We start from the raw sequence: 20625 nt of genomic DNA on the forward strand, positions 1-20625 counted from the left end.
TATGGATTCAAAGACTTAGCGGCATACGATGCCGAAGGCAATGCGTACAAGTATGAAGTAAAAGAACAACCAGTGGATGGATATAAATCCGAAGTAAAAGGTTATGACATTACAAATACAAAAGTAGCGCAAACAACAGTAGAAGGTACGAAAACGTGGAAGGACGGAAACGCAACAAATCGTCCGAAAACAATCAAAGTAGACTTACTACAAAATGGCCAAGTAGTTGCGACGCAAGAAGTAAGTGAAGCAACAGGTTGGAAATATGCATTCAAAGACTTAGCGGCATATGATGCCGAAGGTAATGCGTATAAGTATGAAGTAAAAGAACAACCAGTGGATGGATATAAATCCGAAGTAAAAGGTTATGACATTACGAATACAAAAATCAAGGAAGATCCAAAAGATCCGAACGTAGATCCAAAAGATCCGAGCGTAGATCCAAAAGATCCGAGCGTAGATCCAAAAGATCCAAGCGTAGATCCAAAAGATCCGAGCGTAGATCCAAAAGATCCAAGAGTAGATCCAAAAGATCCGAGCACAGATTCAAAAGTTCCACCAACTAAAGAAAATACTAAGACATCAGTATGGCTTCCTAACACAGGTGGAACATCAATGGAGATGATTTCATATATTGTAGGAATGTTGTTGGTAGCTTTAGGTGGATTCGTATTTGTTCGTCAACGAATGAGATAAAAAGACTGGTTATGTTGGTTTGAATTATAGCTTGATCAAAGTATTGCTACAAATATTGATTTATAAATAGAGGAAACCCACACATTTTGAAAAAAGTTTGATCAAAATGTGTGGGTTTTAATTTTGGATTCCTTAAGTTTTTATAAAAAAGATTAATCATCTTATTAAGGTGATTAATCTTCGGTTTACTTCAAAATCAATTGTGTTTTTTGTGTTTACTTTCATTCAATACACCATCAGCTAGAAATTTAATACTCGCTCCTATACTTAAAGCAACTATTACTCCTCCTATTTTAGTCTGATAGAAATTAAATATAAATAATACAACAGAAAGTACAATACTTAAGATAGCACTCATATAATATTTATTCACAGACTAGCTCCTTTTATTGTAATTTTGATAGAGTTGTATTATTGCCCTGTTGGTTTTTAAATTTGTTTTTCTCCTGCAGATTCACTTGTTTTTGCTAACTATTAGTTGAAGAAACAGGAATATCTTCGCTATTTTTGATAACGAAAGTAGGGATATATATAGAAATATCCACTTATAGAAATAGGGAAATTTCTATATTTAAGATTATTAGAAAGTTTATACCTCCCAAGAAGTCCCTACTTCAAACAGTTCGTAAAGCTGCTAAATGGCGAGAGTACAATATGAGATTTTCTTAACATAAACAGATAACCCTTTAGATAATTAAATCTAAAGGGGAAAATTTAATAAATTATATAACTGTACTTCATGGTTCTAGGATGTACCTAAAAAGATGAATAAGAGTTTTCTTTTTTGAGAGTAGATATAGGAAGATTTATATTAACTGTTGTTCCTTTTCCTACTTCACTTTCAATAAGTATCTTTCCTTGGTGCTTCTCAATAATTTTATAACAGATCATTAATCCTAAACCGATACCATTTTCTTTGAGACTATAAAATGGTTCTCCTAGGTAAGGTACACGTTCCTGTTCAATTCCACACCCATAATCAGTAAATCGAATGTTTACCTGGTTTTGATCAGGCACATATTCGATTTGAATCAAGATTTCCCCTCCCATTGAAGTTGCCTCAATTGCATTTTTTAAGATATTTATAAAAGCTTGCTTTAATTGATTCCCTTCACAAAGTATGAATGAAGTATCAGATGTAAACTCAGTTGTAATTTGTATGCAATTCATTATCGCTTGAGGTTCAAGTAACATTACAATTTGCTTCATTAATACATTCAGGTCATTAGTTTTAATTTCTAATGCCTCAGGTTTTGCTAATGTCATAAATTCATTAGTAATACTATCTATACGTTCAATCTCTGCTAACACTATATCTATATAATGCTCAGTGTTCTTATTTTCCATTGATTTTAATAACTGCATGAATCCTTTCATTGCTGTTAAAGGATTTTTAATTTCATGTGCAATTGCAGTGGATAATTGACCTACTACAGCAAGTTTTTCCGATTTTCGTAATAATTCTTCTGTTTTTAAACGTTCTGTGATATCTCGAGAGATACTCAAGAAAACATTTTTGCCATTCAGGTTAAAAACACGGACACCAAATTCAGTTGTTATTGTTCTTCCTGTCGGAAAAACAAATTCATCTTGCAAAGTGAAAGCAGTTTGCCCTTCTCTAATTTTTTCTATCACTCTTTTGATTATCGGAGAATCTGGCGGAACGTTACTAGGAAATGGCATCGAAAGAAGCTCTTCTCTACTATATCCAAATCTTTTACATGCAACAGGATTTACCTCAATAAATCGAGCTGGAAGTTGATCCTCATTTAGCTCTACTACATATACTGCGTCAGTTGCTTGTTCGATGAGCGCACGGTATTTCATTTCACTGTCTCTTAATTGTTGATGTAATTGACGGCGTTCTCTTTCTGCTTGTTTCCTTTCAGAAATGTCTCTACAAATTCCTGATAAAGCAATTATATTGCCCCTTAAATCTAGAATTGGTGAAACCGTCACGTTTACATCAATTAGAGTTTTATCTTTTCGTTGTCTAACTGTTTCTAACCTAGTAATAACAGGGTCTTGTATATTGGTATTACTAATATTTTTGATTAACTCTAAAGTTTCATTCATTAAAAAATCAGGTACGCAAGGTAATTTTTTTCCCAAGCTTTCTTTTTCTGACCAACCAAATATCTTCTCGTAAGCTTTATTCGCTTGTATCATATGTCCATCTAAATCAAATATAGTGATAGCATCTACGTTATGATTTACAAATGACTCCAGACGTTCTTTCGTCACCTTTAGTTCATCTTCCGCATTTTTTCTTTTCGTTATATCAACCGTAGAACCAACTACCTCAATAACTGTTCCTTCTCGTATAACAGGCCTAAGAGAGAAAAGGATAATAGTCTCATCAGTTGGCCATGGCAGTTCGAAATTGACTTCTTCACCATCCCATGCCTCTTGATAATATTTTAGTAGTCGAGGAAGTAAATGAAATGGAACAATGGAAGAATCTATGGTCAGTAAACTTTTTCCTACCACTTGTTCGGAGTGAAACCCATGGTGATAAAATAACTGCCCATCACATAAAGTGTGGATAAAATCCCCATTTTCTTTTTTAAATTTAAAAATACCTCCTTGCAATTCATGTACGGTATCCCTTAATACTTGCTTTGATTCTAGTAAAGTTTCATTCGCTTTAGCTAGGTCTTGTGTTAAGTTATATAAATTTTGATAGGATTCCATAAGAAAAACACCAATTAAGAGTCCGCAAGATATAAATAATGTACCTTGGATGTCAAGAAGTATAAGTGAGATAGAAGGAAAAAAGAATCCAAATACCCAATGAATTATGGCTAGATAAACAGCTAGATAAAGAAAGACGCTTTTAAAGGGATGGGTATTTTTGAGATATGTTTTGAATATAGTATATATAGTAGCAATTCCTAAAGCAGCTATCAAAGCTGGTCCCCAATCACCACCAAGGTAGAAAATACGCATAAATAAAATAAAAATTAATGTAATCCAGCCAGCTGTACGACCAAAATAAATAAACGAAATAATAAGAGGAACGGCTCGCAAGTCATAAAACAATCCCATGTGCTTAAAATTAAAAATCATCAAAATAGCAGCTATGATACCTGAATATGTGCCCCAAAATAAATGGATAAATTTGTAATCCACTTTCCTTATAAATACTTGAATAAAAATAGCTGAACTAGCTAGGAAAGAAAAAATAGATAGATTAATGAAGAATCCTGTGAACAGCATGCCATATTCCCCCCTTTTTACATGTATTCGACAAAGAGTATAAAAATCCTACAAATTGCATCATAATTAGACTTATTATTCTAAATAACAAGACTGTTTTGGAGGAGAGATATGAGTAGTGATAAAAATTTAGCTCCTTTTTACCAGGATTATCAATTGGGTGTGTTGGATAACAATATTTATATAATTTTCAGCACAAAAAGTTTCCATTCCAGAGAAAATCACATTCCAGATTTGTTTGTAATCGATTTTTAATGAATCGTTAATATATTTGGTATCGAATGAGATTATGTTTGTTATTCGGGATTTTAAGTAGCTTAAATGAAATTTCGAAAAAAAAGGGTTTGAGAATGATTTTTTTAAGGTTGTTGCATATATTTTATTAAGTATTGGAATTTTTAAAGGTTATTTTGGCAGGGTTAGCGAGGCTTGTGAAGAAACGTAGTGTAATTGTAAAAATATATGAAAACAAAAAGCATGTAAGGATGAGTTGTAAGCGTACTATTGGAAAGGAAGTGGGGAAATCATGATACATCGATATGAAATTGATTTTTCTGTGATGTATGATGGCAAGGTAACAGACTTACAATCAGCAATTATTCCAGCACATTCTTTAGAAGAAGCAAACAAGAAATTACAATCGGAAGTAAAGCGGAGGTTAGGGAAATGTGTTGTCACAATTGATCATACAAGCTTACTTGTTTCAGAGGATAGTCGATACACAATTGGATGAAATGAGGAGAGGAGTCTTGCAATCAGCAAGGCTTTTTTATCGTTTGAGTTTGATGGAAAGCGAACAATTACAGAATTAGTATATCTATCCCGACAAGATTGGTTAGAAAATGGTCATGTTTTACAGAAATCCGAATAGAAAATGAGTAAATCTTCCTTACAAAAATGTCACATTCCTGTAAGGTTATTAGATAGTTTAGCTACTTTTTCCATGTCATAATAAAGACATAAGAAACGCCAATTAAAAATTATAAGTTATAGGAGAGTGTCAATCATGATTGTAACAACGACGCAGGGAATTCAAGGGAAAGAAATTAGTGAATATATTGATATTGTAAATGGTGAAGCTATTATGGGTGCAAATATTGTCCGCGATTTATTCGCTTCAGTTCGTGATGTTGTCGGTGGTCGTGCCGGTGCTTATGAAAGTAAATTAAAAGAAGCACGTGATATTGCAATGGACGAAATGAAAGAACTTGCAAGACAAAAAGGTGCTAATGCCATCGTTGGTGTTGACGTAGACTACGAAGTTGTTCGTGATGGTATGTTAATGGTTGCTGTAAGCGGTACGGCTGTACGTATATAATAAGATAGAAAACAGGCTCTCCCCGTAAAGTGTATACGCTTTACGGGGATTTTTTTGTTGAGAAAATTTTGGGAGTATACCCACAAGGCCGCTTGTACACATGTAATCTCAAAATAACATGCCATAATTTCATTTAAGTCAGTATTTAAACATCTTGCAAAAGCGGTAAATAAATGTACACCGAGGTTCCTACTCCAACTTTACTTGTTATACAAATTCTTCCCTGATGACTTTCAATAATTTTGTAACTAATCATTAAACCGAGACCTGTTCCTTTTTCTTTCGTACTATAAAAAGGTTCAGCAAGTTTTGCAATTCTTTCTTCTGGAATACCAATCCCCTCATCTGAAATACAAATTTCCACCTCATTGTTACTTACTTTCTTAGTGGTAATGATTATGTCTCCCCCATGTGGCATTGCTTCAATCGAATTTTGTAAAACATTGATAAACACTTGTTTTAATTGTTTTTTACAACAATCAATATATACAACGTCAGGATCCGTTTGGAATGTGACATGAATATTTGTCATAATTGCCTTTGTGTTAATTAATGATACAACGTTTTCTAAAATTACATCGATGCTCTCTTGTTCAAAAGAACACACCTCAGGTTTAGCGATAGATAAAAATTCGTGAATAATAGATTCAATGCGCTCAATTTCAGAAAGTATGAGTTGAAAATATTTTGATTCATTTTTCATTTGTATCTCTAATAATTGTATAAACCCTTTAATAACAGTAAGTGGGTTTCGCACTTCATGTGCAACCCCTGCAGCGAGTTGACCGACAGTAGCTAATTTATCTGATCTATTTAATAGTTCCTCTGTCTTTTTCCGCTCTGTAATATCGCGAACCATAACCATCACTTTATCTGTTAATAGCGGTAAACATCGTGCTTCAAAAAAGTAAATACTATTATGCATGAGCAAGGAGTATTCTACAATTTCTATGGAATTATTCTGCTGTACCCTTGCAAATGCTTCTTGTAGCTGCAGTGCAACATCTAAAGGTAACACATCCTGAAATTTTTTATACATAAATTGTTCGACAGGTACATAAAATCTTGATGGACAGCCGGCTTTATAATCAACGATTACTCCGTCAAGTCTTGTTAAAAAACATAAGTCTGGGAGTGCTTTAAAAATTAATTCTAACTCTGAAGATTTTTCTATAAGTTTTTCTTCTACCTGTTTCCGATGCGTAATATCAATACCAACTGCCCAGTAACTGTATCCAGGAACAGGGAATTCTTCTGAAAGGTTTGACCACAGGATTGTTTTTTCATCACCGTTTTTACAAGTAAGTGTCATTTCCCAATCACGAAAGTTTTTACCGAGTTCAGAAAATCCATGAAGTAACTGGTTCCGATACGTTTCATCTGGATAAAGTAGCTCTAACGCGCAAGGATTGTTAATAATTTCAGCGGCACTATAACCTGTTACAAGTTCACACTCTCGGTTCCATATGACAATATTCCCTTCTTCATCACAAGCATCAACCATAACGGGCATGTTGTGTAAAATCGTATATAATTTTTCAGCAGGGATAGATTGATCTTTCTGCAATTGCTGTAATGTATTCATTCCTTTATTCGTTATAATCGTTGCAAGGGATTTAAAGTATATAGTGCAAGATTCAATACTATCTTTAGGCGACAAAATTACAAAATCACCAATCGTATTTTCATTGAATATAATAGGGACATGAATTTTTGTATGTAAATGTATATCAGAGGATGGTGTGCCGTAATGAAATATGATTCCTCCGTTGCAATCAAGCAGCTGATGTGAAATCTGTGTTAAAAGATAAAAGTGTTCTGCCATGGTTTGTATTTCTTTTACGTCAATAATCTCGGTCAGTTTGTACATATTCTCTCACCCCTATTTATGTAAACATGCATATGTATTTATTTTTTTAATTTTCTTAGTTTTTATATTATACAAATTAAATGTGTCGAGGTACACAGAAAAGAGGGGTTATTTTAATTTTTAAATGATTCCTGCCAATTTTTCATAAAAATGCTTTCCAAAAACTCGCCTTAAAAACTATGTCCCTGATAGGTACTTTTTTGAATTACTACCTCAACTATCATAAACAATAAATGAAATCTTTACAGAAAAAAAACAACTTGGATAAGGACAAGTTGTTTTTTTCTAAAGGGCACAGCAAAGAAAGAGTGGAGGAAAAAATGCATACACACATGTCAATGATGTAAAGCAAACCAACAAACAAAACTAAAAATTCAGACAATTATATCGCTAAGGGTTTTTGTATACTCCTTCTTTGTAATTATAAGTCTAGCATGAAAATAAAAATAAAACAACAAAAATATACAATTTTCTGTTAAATTCGACATTTTTTCGCGAGTTACCATTTCCACATTAAGTATCAATTACTAATCTATAAAAGGTGTGTGATCAGTATGGAAAAGGAAAATTTGTTCAAATGGAAGCATTATCAGCCTGAACTAATCTTATTAACAGTAAGGTGGTACCTACGGTACAATTTGAGCTTTCGTAACCTGGTGGAAATGATGGAGGAAAGGGGATTATCAATTGCTCACACAACGATTATGCGTTGGGTTCATCAATATGGACCTCAATTAGAAGAGAAATTACGACATCATCTTAAATCAACAAACGACTCGTGGAGAGTCGATGAAACTTATATTAAAGTAAAAGGGCATTGGATTTTATATCGTGCAGTCGATTCAGAAGGTAATACAATTGATTTTTATCTAAGTAAATCAAGAGATAAACAAGCAGCCAAGCGCTTTTTCGTACGTTTCTAAACCTCGCGTAATAACAGTAGATAAGAACCTTGCCTATCCTGTAGCGATTCAAGAGTTGAAAGAAGAGAAACATATGCCTGAAGGCATACAACTAAGGCAAGTTAGATATCTCAATAATATAGTGGAACAAGATCACCGTTTTATTAAGAAACGTGTGCGTTCTATGTTGGGATTCAAGTCATTTAAAACAGCAATTTCTATATTGGGTGGTGTTGAAGCCATGCATATGATAAAAAAGGGGAAAATTGATTTACAGAATCAGTCTGTCCAAAATCAGAAAGAGTTCGTCCACCGAGTGTTTGGACTTATAGCATAAAATACGATTCCGTTAGGAATCTACTATCATCCATGTTCTTCTTCATATATTTGCACCAGAACCCATAATTCTTTATTCGAGACAATGTATTCGTATCCCTATAAAAGTAAATGATTAAAAAAATTAATTATTTTTGTTTACTGTGAATGTGAGGTGTTCAAATGGCATATTTACAATTTAAAACTTCATACAAACCACACATTAACTCCACTACATACACAAACTAAAATTGTATCCTTTAGGTAGTTTCATTCATATTAAACATTCAAACATACTAATATTATGTAATACGGAAGTTACGCTAAATTAGAGAAAACAAATAAGGGAGAGAAAAAACTATGACGAGATTTGCGAACCATCATGTAGATAACACGATTTTAGAAGAGGATGTAGAGCTTTTAAAAGTTATGGCACACCCAATGCGTTTAAAACTGATCAGTGAGCTTTCTAAACATAAAACACTAAATGTAACCCAAATGACCGAAATTTTAAATATTCCACAATCGACAGTATCCCAACATTTATCAAAAATGAGAGGGAAGGTTTTAAAGGGAAATCGTCAGGGATTAGAAATTTACTATAGCATCCAAAATCCTAAAGCTGAAGAAATTATGGGGTTATTAGGTCCTATACAATAGTTTTCTAAATCACTAAATTCAAATGATAAAGTTTATGTAAAATAATAATCCATTTGAAAACTAAGATTTTTTTAAAAGACGCTATACATAGCGTCTTTTTTTATTTTAAGACCTTACTCATGAATATTATGATCATAAGTTTAGGTTTATCTCGTCTCAAACAGAGAGGAGTCGTAACATAAGTTACGACTCCTTCTATTTAATCGTTAAAACCTTGAAGTGATGTCATTCCACACATACACAGCACAGCAGTACGCTAACACAACACCAAACAACATGTTTACTAACTCTCTTTCCATCTTACATTCCTCCTTTCATGTTTGACATCTATATATTTCCGATTCATCCCTCCTTTGCAGTTTGATATCTATATGTCTCTGACTCTCTGTAGCTAAGATAAAAGCTAGTGATGTAAGGCAGTTTACATTTCCTTAGGTGTTTAGATTTCACCTAATTTTGCCATTAGAGGCTATACTTATATGTTTCTATATAAAAAAGCAGTTTGAAGATTTAGCAGTTTGAGATTTTTTAGTGGTTTAAGCTTTTTTAGCGGTTTAACTTCTTAGCAGTCTTAACTTCTTAGCAGTCTTAACTTCTTAACGGTCTTAACTTCTTAACAGTCTTAACTTCTTAGCAGTTTCAACTTCTTAGTGGTTTAATCTTCGTTAATGGTCTACCGATAAGTAGGGGAGAGGTTACAATTGAACAACGATGTCAAATGTCTGTTTTTCTTTTTGTCGTCTCAAAATAAAAGAATACTCTTTGTTTTGAGATAGTTAATTATTTTTAAATAGAAACTAATGTACCATAAGGATAAGGAACTAAGATAGAAACGCCTGATAAATTGCCATTAGCAACTAATGCGACTTTCACAGCAAATAGTAAAAAATAATTAACTAACATATTTAACGTTACTTTAAAATACCCTAATCGCATCTCAATAACACATCACTACTTGTCTTTTTGAAACGTAACTCAGAAAATCTATACAACTGCCGATAATAAAGATTATGTAAACTAAATAATTATAAACTTATATAGAAAGCCCGTAAAATCTTATCCTTTCTGAATATAAAAATATAGGGACCTTTATCGTTTTCCGTCAGTAGGCGTAAGCCTAACGTTTTTTGGTTCTGGTGCAAAGATAAAATAAAAGAGCATATAGCACATATATTTTTAGTGGAATTGTATTTTATGCTATAAGTCCAAACACTTGGTGGATGTACTCTTTTTGATTTTGGACAGACTGGATCCGTAAATCAATCTGTCCCTTTTTTATCATATGCATGGCTTCAACACCACTCAATATAGAAGTTGCAGTTTTAAATGACTTAAACCCTAACATATGACGCACACGTTTCTTAATAAAATGATGATCTTGTTCCACTATATTATTGAGATATCTGACTTGCCTTATCTTTTGCCTTCGGGCATATGTTTCTCTTCTTTCAACGCTTGAATCGCTACAGGATAGGCAGGGTTTTTATCTACTGTTATCACACGAGGTTTAGAAATGTACAAAAAAGCCAAGGATTTCTTGAAAAAGCGCTTGGCTGCTTGTTTATCCCTTGATTTACTTAGATAAAAATCAAGGGTATTCCCTTCTGAATCAACGGCACGATATAAATACATCCATTGCCTTTTCACTTTAATAAAGGATTCATCGACTCTCCATGAATCGTTTGTTGATTTAAGATGATGCCGTATTTTCTCTTCTAATTGAGGTCCATATTGATGAACCCATCGCATAATTGTAGTGTGAGCTGTGGATAAGCCTCTTTCCTCCATCATTTCCACCAACCAGGTTACGGAAGCTCAAATTGTACCGTAGGCACCACCTTACCGTTAATAAAATTAATTCCGGCTGATAATGCTTCCATTTAAATATATTTTCCTTTTCCATACTGATCACACACCTTTTATAGAGTAGTACTATCAGTATGTCCAAGTTTGATAGACCATTTTCATATACTTCAAAGTTTTTTGCACCAGAACCAAAGAAAAAGACATCCTTCCGGATGCCTTTCCACAGTTTCTAGGTTTACACATTTTGTAAATGTGATAGGACGTTAGGTTCGAATCTAACGATTAAAGAAAAAAATCTGAGCAGTTCTATTACATTATATGCTAATCTGGACTAGTAATTCTATGCAATTTTACATATTAGGGGTCACAACACAGCCCATCAAGCTAAGGTCTTGAAGTACCCCCTAAACAAAATTTTTAATTTTCCCACAGTTATTTATGTGAATTCAATTCGTTTTTTTGTTTTGGGGGCGTTATAAGCGTGTCCTTTTACACTTTTCTATCAATGAAACTATTATTTTACTCCTACGTCATTCCAAGCTTTTTGCACAGCTTGATATGTCGCGCTATTAACGCCATCGTAATCAGCAACAGATTGTAATAAAGCAGCACGTGCCTTGCTGAAATCACTTGTTGGCGTAAGGTACGTTGTTAAAGCACGGTAGTAGATTTTTTCTGCTTTTTCCTTACCAATAGCATTGATTGTTAAATAAGCAGCTTTATTTGGAATACCGCTATTGATATGTACGCCGCCATTATCTCCTTCTTCTGTTGGTGGTAAATATTGATAGTCATTCATATGAGCAGGTTGGCCATACTTTTCAGGATTTGATAAGCTGCGAAGTGCATCTCCTGCAACTTTTGGCGTAGTTACAGCTTCTCCTAAATCCCAGTTGGCTGGATCAACGAAATATCCAAATACATCAGAAAAAGATTCGTTTAGTGCCCCGGATTGATTTAGGTATTCAAGCTCAGCTGACTTGTCAGTTACCGCATGTGTTAGTTCGTGTGCAACAACATCAAGAGAACCTGACAGCGGTGCGAATTGAACACCATCGCCATCACCATATACCATTTGTTGTCCATTCCAGAATGCATTATTGTAGTTGGTTCCGAAATTAATTCCAGAACGAATCGTTGCACCTTTTCCATCAAAACTGTTACGGTTATGAACATTTTTATAATAATCATATACTTTTCCTGCATTAAAATGAGCATCAACTGCAGGAGCTTGGCTCTTATCTATCCAAGCATTATCTGTATCGAATAAATAGTAATTACTTGGATTTTGCCAATCAGTGCCATGATTAGTTGTATTTGTCTCAATAACGCCACCGTTCATCGGCTTTGTTGTGTCTTTTAAATAGTATTTTCCATATTGACTGCTATAAGTTGTATTCAGGCTTTTTCGATCCCCTAATACGCCGTTGCCATAGCCTTTTTGCGGAGTATCTGCATCTGTAACTGCATTATATGAATTTACAATTGTTCCATCTTCTGCGTTTACATAGATTTTCCAGTTTGCTCCATAAGGTTTAATGAATTGTAATTGTACTTTATAAGCTAAGTAATAATTCCCGTCTTTTTCATAAACAACTAAATCTGCCTTTTCATTTGTAGATTTTACGGTTTCTTTCATTTGTTCTAACGGAGTCCCATTTGTTTCTACAAATGTATCTTTTTTTGCTAGATTAATATGTTTCCATGCATTTGAAAGGGCAGTTTCGTTTGAAATCTTTGCCTTTGTATTTCCTTTCAAACGTTCAGCGGCAGCGGGATGTACGTCTCCGTTTACCGTTGTTACTTTGCCATCACGATCTGTATGAACAATGAAACGTGCACCATCAACTGGAACTTTATTAATAGATTGAATGTACACATAATGTTTCATTCCTAAATCATCTGACTTTACTTCTTTCAGTGTTAAGTCAGTTTGTGGGTTGATTTTAAATAATTCTTTATTTTCTTCAAGGAACGATTTTACCGCCTTTTCTGAATCTACTTTTTTACCAGATAATTTTCCTGAAAGGAAAGATGGATTTCCTTGTTCATCATTCCACTTTTTTTGAACGACTTCCATTTTGTCCAAAGCTTCTTGCTGCGATACTTGTTCTGCTGCAAAGGCAGTTGAAAATGGAGCACCTAAAACCATTCCGGTTGCTAGTAATGTAACGACGGATTTCTTCATTTTTATTTCTCCTCTCAATACTACGTATAATAAAGATGTATCTTATTAAGGAATTATACAGAAAAAATATTATTTTGTTATTATTAATGTAAAATTGCATATTTTTCAAAAAATTATAATATTTTGGGTTCTGGTGCAAAAACTTTGAAGTATATGAAAATGGTCTATCAAACTTGGAAATACTGATAGTACTACTCTATAAAAGGTGTGTGATCAGTATGGAAAAGGAGAATTTATTTAAGGGGAAACATCATCTTGTTAACCGTACGTTGGTACCTACGGTACAACTTAAGCTTTCGTGATTTGGTGGAAATGATGGAGGAACGAGGGTTATTCCTGGCTCATACAACTATTATGCGCTGGGTACATCAATATGGGCCGGAGTTTGATAAACAAATTCGACGTCATCTCAAACAAACAAATAACTCATGGAGAGTGGACGAAACATATATAAAAGTAAAAGGACAATGGATGTATTTATATCGTGCCGTTGATTCTGAAGGAAATACAATTGATTTTCATTTAAGCAAAACAAGAGATCATAGGGCTGCAAAGCATTTTTTCAAGAAAGCTTTGCAGTCTTTTCATGTTTCAGAGCCCGGTGTGATTACAGTAGACAAAAACCCGGCCTATCCAATTGCTATCGAACAGTTGAAGAAAGAAAAAAGGATACCAATAGGCACCCAAATCCGAAGGATAAAATATTTAAATAACATAGTAGAACAAGATCATCGTTTTATTAAAAAACGTATACGCTCTATGTTGGGATTTAAATCATACAAAACATCAGCCTCTATATTGAGTGGGGTTGAAGCCATGCATATGGTCAAAAAAGAACAAATTGATTTGCAGGACCAGTCTGTCCAAAATCAGAATATTTTTATTAACCAGCTGTTTGGATTAACTGCTTAACAGGTGATTCCGTTAGGAATCCTTGATTCTTTTTTATTTATCATCTTTTTGCACCAGAACCTCTATGAGTATAATCGATTTGAAAAACAAAAGAAAGCTGCATAATCTTTGAAAATGATACCTACTTAGGCTTATATGGCATGCTCATTTTTAAGGACAAAAAGCATTTTAAGAGGTTTTTAGTTCATATGAACTAAAGTTCATTTTGTCTCCGTTCTTAAGTTGATGGGCATGTATGGTGACCCCTTTAAAGCGTCTTTTCTTTATTTTTATAATTTAGTTGTCTGACGTTTGATAATCATAAATCTTTTCACGAATAGCGGATGCAATAAATTCTTCAATAGAACTGTTCGTTTCTTTTACAATGTTTGTGATTGCATGGTATTCACTGCTTGTTATCGTTACTGCCTTAGTAACACTACTGCTATCTAAATACACGCTATTATTAACACGTCTTGTTAATTTTCCTTCTATTATATATGGGGTTAAACAATCAATCCATTCTACCTGCATTTGCATTGGTAATTGAATAATGGATTGACGTACATCAAAGTACCAAAAACCATCTTCCTCAGAAACCTTAATATTTCTTGGTGATGCATACTGTAGTACTAAGTCAATTAAGTGAAAAATGTTACTTCGCAATTGATTTGATTTAGGAAAACGAAACTTTACAAACTTTTGGTGATGACTTCTTGGTTTATCGGATAAAATATATGCAGGCTTATACCCCATTTTAATTGAATCTTCTAGTGTCATATTGTTTCCAAACTCATCAATAAGCACAATATCCCCGCGCTTCGGAATGGATATAATGCGTGCTAATTTATTACCTTCCATAAATTTTTGGAACAATACTACATTATATTTTTGTGAGAATGTATACAGCGTATTGGCCTGATCCAATTGCTGTACCAATCCGTGTATTTCTTCCTCATTTACAAATTTAGTCTCACGATTACGATGTTTCTGTATAGTACAAGTCAATTTTCCTTCTTCTATCCACTTTTCAAGTTGATACATGCTCACATTATAATCTTTAGCTGCCTGATATAAGGTAATTCCTTCTGTTTCACGATCTTCTTTGAGCTTTTCTATGTCTTCTCGTTTAAATAAAAAGCTACCATCTAAACGCCAGGTCTCTCGATTAATGGGATTTAATTGTCCTTGTTTCATAAGAGTACTAAAAATGAAGCTACTAATTCCTAAATAAGCTTTTACTTCATTCGTATTCATATTTATTTCCTGTCTTTCAAACATACCTTTTCCTCCTATGTGTAAACTTCTGTTATGTGAAATCAATAATTTTATTATGTAAAGTTAAATTAATAAAAAATATAATGTAAATTAATTATAACACAATCATAACTTAATTTACTTTTAAAAATATATGAAATTAAAATTCACTTTCTAATTAAATTATCTTTTATATAATTAGAAATTATATAAAAGATAATTTTTAAAAAAAATTAGATAATAAGTATAGAAAATGGGAGATTTTCTATGGTTATTTAATACTTTCATTTTTATAAAATTTAATCTTACTATGTAAATAACTTTGAATGTAATTAGGTTATAATATTAGATATAAAAGGAATTAATATGGAGTTGAGTAACAATGAAATTTGAATTGAATACAATTCATAGTGAAATTTATTTAGAAAACATAGAGAAACAAAAACAAAATTTTGCCAACATAATTGCGTTATGGAATCAAGATTATTTAAATGAAGCTGAAGTTAAAAAGGAAAATAACGAAAGAGAAGATTCATATACATATGAGGGATTTTCAGATGAAGAAATATTGTATTACTATTTAAATCGGCAAACACATTTTGATCAAGAAAAACGTATAAAGGATGAATCAAGAACTCTATATGCGCGTGATTTAAGCCAGTTTTACTTCTTTATCAAACAAAGTACTGAATTTCTGCAGCAAGATGTAAAGGACTATAAAGTTGGCCAAGTCTGGAGGAATCTAAGGAAGCGCCATATCCGTAACTATCAAAAATGGTTATCCCAGGACGCCATCTCCTATCAATCAAAAGAAAAATACAAGGCATCTACGATTAGTCGGAAACTTGGTGTAATCCGTTCTTATTTGAAATGGCTATACGAAATCCAATATATCCAGGAGCCTCTTCATGTAGAGATTCTAAGCACGGCGGTGAATAAACAATATAAACCAAGGCGTGAGTTATCATATGAGGAAGTGAAGCAGCTGCTAAACTACTACAAGGATAATGAAATTAACTATGCTTTTTTATCAGTCCTTGCTACTACAGGGTTACGTGTTGCAGAGGTGGCACATGCAAAGTGGGAAGATCTTGAGTATGACGCTATACGTGAACGTTACTATTTAACAGTTGATACAAAGGGAGATAGTGAACGGATTGTTTCTATTAATAAGGAGATTTTTAATCGGATTGCCGCATTTCGAACTCGAAGAAGATTACCTATAGACATTGGGAATAGAAATGGTGGAACGGTATTTCAAACTAAGAATCATACTGCTTATAGAGATAATTACTTGTCACAATATATTTCTAAAATCATTAAGGAGACACAGCTACCCTTTACAGAGAATATCCGAATTACTCCCCACTTCTTTAGACATTTTTATGTACAGTACTTGTATGATTACAAGGGATTACCACCTCATGTCATCGCAGCTGCAGTTGGTCATAAAAATGATCGGACTACGAAAGAAAATTATTTGAAGCAAAGATTAACAAAAGATAATGATGCCGGAAATCTAATTTTGGAGGATGAATTCTAATTTTAACGCTTGATAATTAGTATTACATGGATACAATATTATTGATTGTAGTTGTGTATTTTTTACATAACTACAATCAATTATTAGGCTGTTTGTTGGTGTTTATTCTTATAAGTATTCATTAATTATTCGCCAAGATTCCCTAAAAATTGTCGTATCTATAGGGAGGCGTGTAGAGCCTTGCTATAATGTAAGTGTAACTATTTTTTCTTTTTCTTCATTGCTTAATGTGGTAGGACCCCATATCCATCAACTTAAGAACTCATTACAGCCAACTGTAGATGAATATTAATTATTTTTTCACTAGACTAACCCATACATGATAAAAATGTACATGACAAATAGAACCTATTGGGTCTGAATTTTTGATACTATGCAGCTCGATCTTGGCACATGGTATAATTGTATATGACACCTTACGAATAAAAAAGACCACCTCATATAAGATGGATTCCACTTTCTTGCTATTCAAAGAAATCATCATACCCCGCATTATAAATACCGATAACGGTTAGTTTGTACTCTTGATCTCCATATTTTTTTCTCTTCTCACGAACAACAGAGCTGTTTCAAAAGCTCCCTCTTAGCAGAAGTTTACTTTTGTGACAGCTCCAGTTACTCTATATATTATTTATTGCTTGTTTCTACTTGCTTGGCCTCTGTTGTTTCAGCAGCTTTTGTCAGCTTTCCTTCTTTTTCAAGCTGAGCAATCAGTTCATCTAACGTGACCCCTTTTTCTTTAGCCATTTCTTCTAAGTTGACAGTTTCACTGGATTTTGAATCTGCCGCTATTTCGGTAGCCACAGTTGTTTCAGCAGCTTTTGTCAGCTTTCCTTCTTTTTCAAGCTGAGCAGTTAGTTCATCTAACGTGATCCCTTTTTCTTTAGCCATTTCTTCTAAGTTGACAGTTTCACTGGACTTAGTATTTTCCCACATGTCGTTGTTGCTCGCAGCATATGCAGATCCTCCAACAACAGATAACCCTAGCACAAGTGTAGCGATTGTTAATTTTTTCTTCATATTAAATTCCTCCTAGAATGTTTTTAACCTCTACCATACGATAGATAGATTCTATAATATTACAATTGAGCCTGCTTGCCTGCATCCTTTCTATTTGATGTTACCAGTATATAAAAATCCATGTTAAATCCTTGTTAAGAGAAACACTTCTTAAAAATTCACAAAAAAAGGCTTTAAATAAACAGGTTCAACAACCATTCAAAGCCTTTTTCATTTTCTTATTTTATTTTACCAAGTGTAATTTCGAAACAAGTACCGCCGTTCTCATTATCCGTAACTACGATGTTTCCATTGTGCTTGGTTATGATATTTTGCACAATGGAAAGTCCCAAGCCTGAGCCACCCCATTCACGAGAGCGTGATTTATCCACTCGGTAAAACGGCTCAAATATATTCTTTTTTTCCTCATCGGGGATACCAATTCCCGTGTCTTTAATTTCAACCATTACCTGCTTTTTATCCGATTTAACTTTAATCATTACCTTACCACCGTCGATATTGTATTTAATACCATTTTCAACAAGGTTATAAAACGCTCGATAAAGTAAATCTGTATTTCCGTAAAACACTATCAGCGCAATCCAAATATAGTTTAACCTCTTGTTCATCAGCAATATTTGTTAAAAAACTAAGAATTGAAAGTTTTTTAATTTTTTTACAAATAGCACACAAAAATGACATACTTCTAGACTATTTTTAGATAGAGGAATTATTTTTTGAAATGGTTACTACATATAAAGGAGACTTCAAAATGGATATGGATTCATATTATTGGGAAATGGTTAAGAAAAATATTGGTGTGTATTCTGAACAGGAACAAGAATGTCTTCGAAATAAGAAGGTCATTATTTTTGGACTAGGGGGAGTAGGTGGATATGAAGCAATTCTGTTTTCGCGAATGGGAATAGGGCATATTACCGGTGTTGATCCCGATGAATTTGAAGTTTCTAATATTAACAGACAAATGTTAGCGCTTTCTAGTGTTGTAGGTGAACCAAAAGCAAAAGTTGCAGAACAGGTTGTAAAAGATATACATCCCTATATATCAACAAACTTTATACAAACAAGAGTAGATGAAGATAATGTAATCGAGCTTATAAAAGGGCATGATATTGTAGTAGAAGCCGTAGATGATATGCCTTCAAGAGTTATTATACATAGAACAGCTAGAGAATTAGGCATACCAAGTGTGGGGATGTCAGGTAGCCCCCCAACACGAGGATTTGTTTCTACATTTTTCCCAACCGGAATTCCTTATGAAGAAGCATTAAACATCTCAAGTGTCGGATGCAAATTAACAAATCAAGAATTAAGACAACAAATTGCTGATATAAAGAAAAGTCGAGCTTGGTATTCTGTGGAGAAAGGCGCACCAAAAGAGTGGGCGCAAGATTTTTGTGATGGAAAAGCAGGCTGGATTATCACACCGATGCGTGCTCATCTATTGTCACTATTTAGCTTTCATGAAGCAATACAAGTTTTAACTGGTCGTGAACCTCTAGCTAGAGCGCCTAAAGGCATTGTAATGGATTTAGATAGTCATATCCCGGTTCAAGTAAAAGAAGTCCCAAAGGGTGGATGGGATTATAAAACACTGTAAGGAGGAATATAACTTGTTAACAAAAAATAATGATATGCAAAATATATATGAAGAAAGTTTTACGCGAAATATTGGTGTTATCTCTGTAGCAGAGCAGGAGAAATTAAAAAATTCTCGAGTTACTGTAGTTGGAGCAGGGGGCGTAGGAGGAATTACACTCATCCAATTGGCGCGAATGGGTGTGGGTTCTTTACATGTTATTGATCAAGATGTATTTGAAGCAAGCAATATCAATCGACAAATGCTAAGTTCCAACAGTAAATTAGGACAGCCGAAGGCAGATGTTGCTTTAGAAGTTTTGCAAGACATTAATCCATTATTACAAATAGAGATAACGAAAGAATTTGTTACCGAGGACAATGCATTAGAACTTCTAACGAATACAGATGTCATTATAGATGCAACTGATAATTTAGTAGCGAGAGTAATTATCCATCGTACAGCTCAAAAATTAGGGATTCCTTCTATTTGGATTGCAGTTACACCTCCCTTTAGAGGTGGCGTCATGTCTTTAACTCCTGACTCTACGCCTTATGAAATCGCGTTAGGATATCCGTCTTATCAACAAGAGCTAACACCAGAAATGCAAAATAAAATTCATAAATTAAAAGATGGACGTGCTCTTCATTCCGTCAAGCATGGTGCGGATGAGAAATGGGCAAATAATTATGTACAAGAAGATCGTCCATGGGCTGTGCTGTCTCCCGTTGCGAATATCGTAGGCATTCTAGCAAGCTTTGAAGCATTTAAATTTATAATAAATCGAGAAGACTTAAAACCTGTAATAAGTCCAAATTTAATACAAATTAACCTTGCAAATCAAAATATGGTACATGTGTCTGTACCTGAAAATGATAGTTGGGATTATACAACATTATAGATGAGGTAAGAGAATATGCTTCCTTTTTTGTTACTGGGGATTATTGTTACACTCGCTCTACTTGTTAAGGATTATGCGCTAGCTGGTGCGGCTTGTTTATTAGGAGTTTTACTTGCTGTTGGACAAAAAACTTTATTACATCTTATTCAACAATATTCTTTTACAATTGGTATTTTCTTTCTGATGCTATTCCTTTTAGTACCAATTACATCTGGAAAGATTACAAGTGAACACGTAATAAAATTAATTACCTCTCCTATCGGATTAGGATCCATTCTAGCAGGTTTTACTGTGTCATATATAGGAGGAAAAGGTGTAGGAGTTCTACCTATGAATCCTATGATATTGTTAGGTGTCTTAATAGGTACTCTTATTGCCGTATTATTTACAAAAGGGTTACCAGCCGGATTAATTATTGCGGCTGGAATCATAGCTATCATTTCTATGAAATGAAAGGAAT

17 protein-coding genes and 3 pseudogenes are annotated in these 20625 nt (G+C 33.7%); 11 read left to right on the forward strand and 9 right to left on the reverse strand.

Features of this window, described 5'->3' with window-relative positions; all coding sequences use genetic code 11:
• On the forward strand, positions 1–696 hold a 696-nt coding region (locus tag JTF23_RS13440), incomplete at its 5' end, for a Cna B-type domain-containing protein (RefSeq protein ID WP_204208958.1).
• Positions 697–892: 196 nt separating this feature from the next.
• Here JTF23_RS13440 and JTF23_RS13445 read toward each other — a convergent pair.
• Positions 893–1069, reverse strand: coding sequence for a hypothetical protein (locus JTF23_RS13445; RefSeq protein WP_002107085.1), 177 nt, complete (start codon positions 1067–1069; stop codon positions 893–895).
• A 383-nt stretch (positions 1070–1452) separates the two neighbouring features.
• A complete protein-coding gene (locus JTF23_RS13450) occupies positions 1453–3915 on the reverse strand; it encodes a PAS domain S-box protein (protein WP_204208959.1) in 2463 nt (820 codons plus the stop codon).
• A gap of 111 nt (positions 3916–4026) precedes the next feature.
• On the opposite strand from JTF23_RS13450, the gene JTF23_RS13455 reads away from it, so the two are divergent.
• From JTF23_RS13455 to JTF23_RS13465, 3 genes are all read left to right on the forward strand, one after another.
• Positions 4027–4170, forward strand: coding sequence for a hypothetical protein (locus JTF23_RS13455; RefSeq protein ID WP_002162238.1), 144 nt, complete (start codon positions 4027–4029; stop codon positions 4168–4170).
• A gap of 271 nt (positions 4171–4441) precedes the next feature.
• On the forward strand, positions 4442–4648 hold the full coding sequence (locus tag JTF23_RS13460) for a hypothetical protein (RefSeq protein WP_070129399.1): 207 nt from the start codon (positions 4442–4444) through the stop codon (positions 4646–4648).
• 273 nt (positions 4649–4921) lie between these two features.
• Positions 4922–5233: a heavy metal-binding domain-containing protein gene (locus JTF23_RS13465; RefSeq protein WP_000637500.1), complete on the forward strand. Its 312-nt coding sequence runs from the start codon at positions 4922–4924 to the stop codon at positions 5231–5233.
• Positions 5234–5378: 145 nt separating this feature from the next.
• Here the strand turns inward: JTF23_RS13465 and JTF23_RS13470 are convergent, their stop codons facing one another.
• Positions 5379–7103, reverse strand: a complete 1725-nt coding sequence (locus JTF23_RS13470; RefSeq protein ID WP_204208960.1) for a PAS domain-containing sensor histidine kinase — start codon at positions 7101–7103, stop codon at positions 5379–5381.
• A gap of 554 nt (positions 7104–7657) precedes the next feature.
• On the opposite strand from JTF23_RS13470, the pseudogene JTF23_RS13475 reads away from it, so the two are divergent.
• Positions 7658–8342: pseudogene (locus JTF23_RS13475) on the forward strand (IS6 family transposase).
• A gap of 338 nt (positions 8343–8680) precedes the next feature.
• The gene (gene pagR / locus JTF23_RS13480) at positions 8681–8980 is read left to right on the forward strand and encodes a transcriptional repressor PagR (RefSeq protein WP_000196513.1); all 300 of its coding nucleotides are present in this window, start codon (positions 8681–8683) and stop codon (positions 8978–8980) included.
• A 786-nt stretch (positions 8981–9766) separates the two neighbouring features.
• Here the strand turns inward: pagR and JTF23_RS13485 are convergent.
• The 3 genes and pseudogenes from JTF23_RS13485 to JTF23_RS13495 form a co-directional block, all read right to left on the reverse strand.
• Positions 9767–9916, reverse strand: a complete 150-nt coding sequence (locus JTF23_RS13485) for a hypothetical protein (RefSeq protein WP_204208961.1) — start codon at positions 9914–9916, stop codon at positions 9767–9769.
• A gap of 256 nt (positions 9917–10172) precedes the next feature.
• Positions 10173–10883 (reverse strand): annotated as a pseudogene (locus tag JTF23_RS13490) (IS6 family transposase).
• A 417-nt stretch (positions 10884–11300) separates the two neighbouring features.
• A complete protein-coding gene (locus tag JTF23_RS13495) occupies positions 11301–12974 on the reverse strand; it encodes a M4 family metallopeptidase (protein WP_204208962.1) in 1674 nt (557 codons plus the stop codon).
• Positions 12975–13192: 218 nt separating this feature from the next.
• Between JTF23_RS13495 and JTF23_RS13500 the strand changes: the two are divergent.
• Positions 13193–13886, forward strand: a pseudogene (locus JTF23_RS13500) (IS6 family transposase).
• Positions 13887–14162: 276 nt separating this feature from the next.
• Here the strand turns inward: JTF23_RS13500 and JTF23_RS13505 are convergent.
• Entirely contained in the window at positions 14163–15146 is a 984-nt protein-coding gene (locus tag JTF23_RS13505) for a DNA-binding protein (RefSeq protein WP_204208963.1), read from the reverse strand.
• Between the two features lie 358 nt (positions 15147–15504).
• On the opposite strand from JTF23_RS13505, the gene JTF23_RS13510 reads away from it, so the two are divergent.
• On the forward strand, positions 15505–16665 hold the full coding sequence (locus JTF23_RS13510; protein WP_204208964.1) for a tyrosine-type recombinase/integrase: 1161 nt from the start codon (positions 15505–15507) through the stop codon (positions 16663–16665).
• A gap of 627 nt (positions 16666–17292) precedes the next feature.
• On the opposite strand, the gene JTF23_RS13515 is transcribed toward JTF23_RS13510, so the two are convergent.
• Positions 17293–17685, reverse strand: a complete 393-nt coding sequence (locus JTF23_RS13515; RefSeq protein ID WP_105588319.1) for a hypothetical protein — start codon at positions 17683–17685, stop codon at positions 17293–17295.
• A gap of 218 nt (positions 17686–17903) precedes the next feature.
• Positions 17904–18293, reverse strand: coding sequence for a sensor histidine kinase (locus JTF23_RS13520; RefSeq protein ID WP_080013796.1), 390 nt, complete (start codon positions 18291–18293; stop codon positions 17904–17906).
• A 143-nt stretch (positions 18294–18436) separates the two neighbouring features.
• Between JTF23_RS13520 and JTF23_RS13525 the strand changes: the two genes are divergently transcribed.
• The 3 genes from JTF23_RS13525 to JTF23_RS13535 are packed head-to-tail and all read left to right on the forward strand — an operon-like array spanning position 18437 to position 20618.
• Entirely contained in the window at positions 18437–19285 is an 849-nt protein-coding gene (locus JTF23_RS13525) for a HesA/MoeB/ThiF family protein (RefSeq protein WP_002107140.1), read from the forward strand.
• Between the two features lie 13 nt (positions 19286–19298).
• Positions 19299–20165, forward strand: coding sequence for a HesA/MoeB/ThiF family protein (locus JTF23_RS13530; protein ID WP_002107139.1), 867 nt, complete (start codon positions 19299–19301; stop codon positions 20163–20165).
• A gap of 15 nt (positions 20166–20180) precedes the next feature.
• Positions 20181–20618 carry a DUF441 family protein gene (locus JTF23_RS13535; protein ID WP_002107138.1) on the forward strand — a complete coding sequence of 146 codons (438 nt, stop codon included), beginning with the start codon at positions 20181–20183 and terminating at the stop codon, positions 20616–20618.
• Positions 20619–20625: the final 7 nt, after the last annotated feature.

This window comes from Bacillus sp. RIT 809, assembly GCF_016892495.1.
Classification (GTDB): Bacteria; Bacillota; Bacilli; order Bacillales; family Bacillaceae_G; genus Bacillus_A; species Bacillus_A cereus_U.